Raw genomic sequence first — 2708 nt, 5'->3', positions numbered from 1 at the left:
TGTTAACAACCATCAAACGAAGCTCTTAAAGCGTTTGTCACCTGAATCAAATCTCCTAAGAGTTTTAACTCTCTAACACCGCTGCAAGTCCCGTAATACCTAAGTAGTTAGCCTGCTGTGCCGTGTCAGTGAGGTCGCATTATAGGGAGATTTGATCTGAGCGCAAGCGCTTTTTTAAAGAAAAATACATTTAAATCTTATACCTTTAATAACCACACCAAACCCACAGCTTACTCACAGGATTACCCACAACCAAAGCCTAACCAATTTATCTGCCGCTTAATACCCCCCCCTTTTTAGCCCGATATTAAAAATTGGAGCCATCCTAATAACAGTCTAAATAAGCAATTTGGTTACACTCGCCTCAACCCTAAGGGAATGCGATCTTAATTAGCATAAAAGAGCGAATTAGATATACCCAACCTAACTGGATGAAAATAAGCCACACTCACCAACTCTAGTTCAGGTATTAATAGCAATTAAAGTGGCTATGGCAGAAATGACACGACTCTCTCTTCTAATGCAGAGGATTCCTTAGCTAAAAATCAATCTTGTCGATATATTGACAAACCAGTTTCAACCAACAGAACTGCTTATTTACCAAACAGAATCTCTCATTACACTAATAAGGGTCTTCCATAACCGAAGAACTATAAACATTCCAGTCTGACTTATAACAACCAATAATGAGTTTTAATCTAATATAGGGCCACAAACAACCAGTGGCCCATTTTGAAAACTATAGTGCTGTAGAGATCTTAACTTTATCCAGAGCTGGAAAAGAGCCACGTAAAGGAGGGCTGTCGAACAGAAGTGGCCAAGAGACTTAAAGTCGCCCGTGGCAGCGTTAATACTAGAGCCGCAAAATATCTTGCGTACTACTCAAAGGATTAAATACCACTCGCTCACTTCTTGCCAAAAGCTGCTACCTAGCGCCTATATAAAAGCGCAAGGCATGCGATCCTCTGGAGGTAAAGTTAACGGTGATGCTTTTCACTTATAGACTGGCTACATTTTAATTTCGACTATCACCCACATGCTATTTATAAGCAACTAAACCTGCTAGCTTTAGTTGGTAACCGCCACTCCAAGTACCCGAAGCTCAAATGTCTTTTAAAAAATTTTAACTGGAAAATGTCTTTAACATCCCAGATAGCGCGGCACTTAATCGAGTTGATATTTACTTTCAAGATGATGCTTGCTTAGATCAACAAAATAGCATGACGCGTCTATGGATAAGAAAAGGAATGTGCCCAAGAGTTATTCGTCAGCTGTAATTTGACTATGTTCATTTCTTTGGAGTGGTTTACCCGGAAACTGGAAAACAAAGCATTAATAGCTCCTTGCCTACACAAGCACATCATGCGTGAACACTTACTATTGATAGCTCAAAGAATGATCCCAAACGGGAAAACTAACTGGTCATAATTACCCAACCCCTAGAACACAATTTTGTCACTCGCTCTGAAATCTCGGTATAGGTATTCCAGGCATCACAAACACTATCGACAATATCTTCATAATTTTTGAAAACTCTATTAGCGAGGCAGTGCAGGCGCATCCAGCTCCATACTTGTTCAATTGAATTAAGCTCTGGTGAATAGGGCGGTAATTTGATGATGCTGACATTCGTGAATTGATCTGCAATACCGTCTGTATGCCAACCGGCACCATCCATGAACACTACAGCATGCCTATCTATGTCAGTGGCTTCTAAGATCTGTCTTAAGTGGAAGATCATTACTTCTTTGCTTGTCCGCGGAACCACAATTGCTTGTCCTATACCTTTGCAGGGACATACGGAGCCAAAAAGGTATGCATATTCGAATTACTGCTGGCGTACAATCCTTGGTCAGGTATCTTTTCGAGCCCAAATCTTAATTGTTGTGTTTTGTTGACCGAATTTTGCTTCATCCTGAAACCAGATATCGATGCGATCTAAAGGGGGGGATCACAGGATCTTAAGGATCGTTTTATTTTGGAATCTTTTTAAATTCTTCTTGAGCCTCTATTGATTGCTTTGGGTGCTTAGAACGTGAGGTTATCCATGAAAAACCCATATGATTCAATAAATAATAGATTGAGTCAGGGTGATAAGTTTTGCCAAACTCTGACTCAATATAGTTGTGTATGTGTGCCCCCGTTAATCTACCACCTTGATCGCTGCTTGCTCTTTTCTCTATATAGTCAGCGAGTTGAGCTTGCTATTCTGTGCTGAGAAATGCAGGTATTCCAGTACGGGGGTTTTTCTTGCAGCCCCGCTAGCCCTTCTTCTAAATAGGCATATACCCACTTATTTGACGCTGGCTCTACTCACTTTTTAAAATAGTGCAATTTGAGTTCGAGATTTTCCATCCTGAAAATGAGCCCGTGCAAGTAGGCGCATATTCATTTGGATAGATTTCTGCTCACGAGCTAGAGCTCGTAAAGTCAGTATTTTTAAAGTTATCCATAACCACAAATGAAGATAATACGATGAATGCAATTAGATCATATTTTTACTTAGATTGGTATAAGTCACCTTAACGGATAGAGACATTTTAGATGAGTAAGCGTTCATGATTTTACAAACACCCAAACGCAAAAAAGCCACCTTAATAAGGTGGCTTTTTCACTACTCTTAACGAGTTAATTTGGCGCCTGGAAATGACCTACTCTCACATGGGGAGACCCCACACTACCATCGGCGATATTGCGTTTCACTTCTG

1 pseudogene is annotated in these 2708 nt (G+C 40.3%); it reads right to left on the bottom strand.

Annotated elements, in window-relative coordinates:
- Positions 1–1414: 1414 nt before the first annotated feature.
- Positions 1415–2392: pseudogene (locus ACVBIL_RS20520) on the bottom strand (IS630 family transposase).
- Between the last annotated feature and the right edge of the window lie 316 nt (positions 2393–2708).

Source organism: Shewanella sp. 125m-7 (assembly GCF_052977045.1).
The sequence above is the reverse complement of the archived record's forward strand: the minus strand, read 5'-3'. Positions and strand labels throughout refer to the sequence as shown.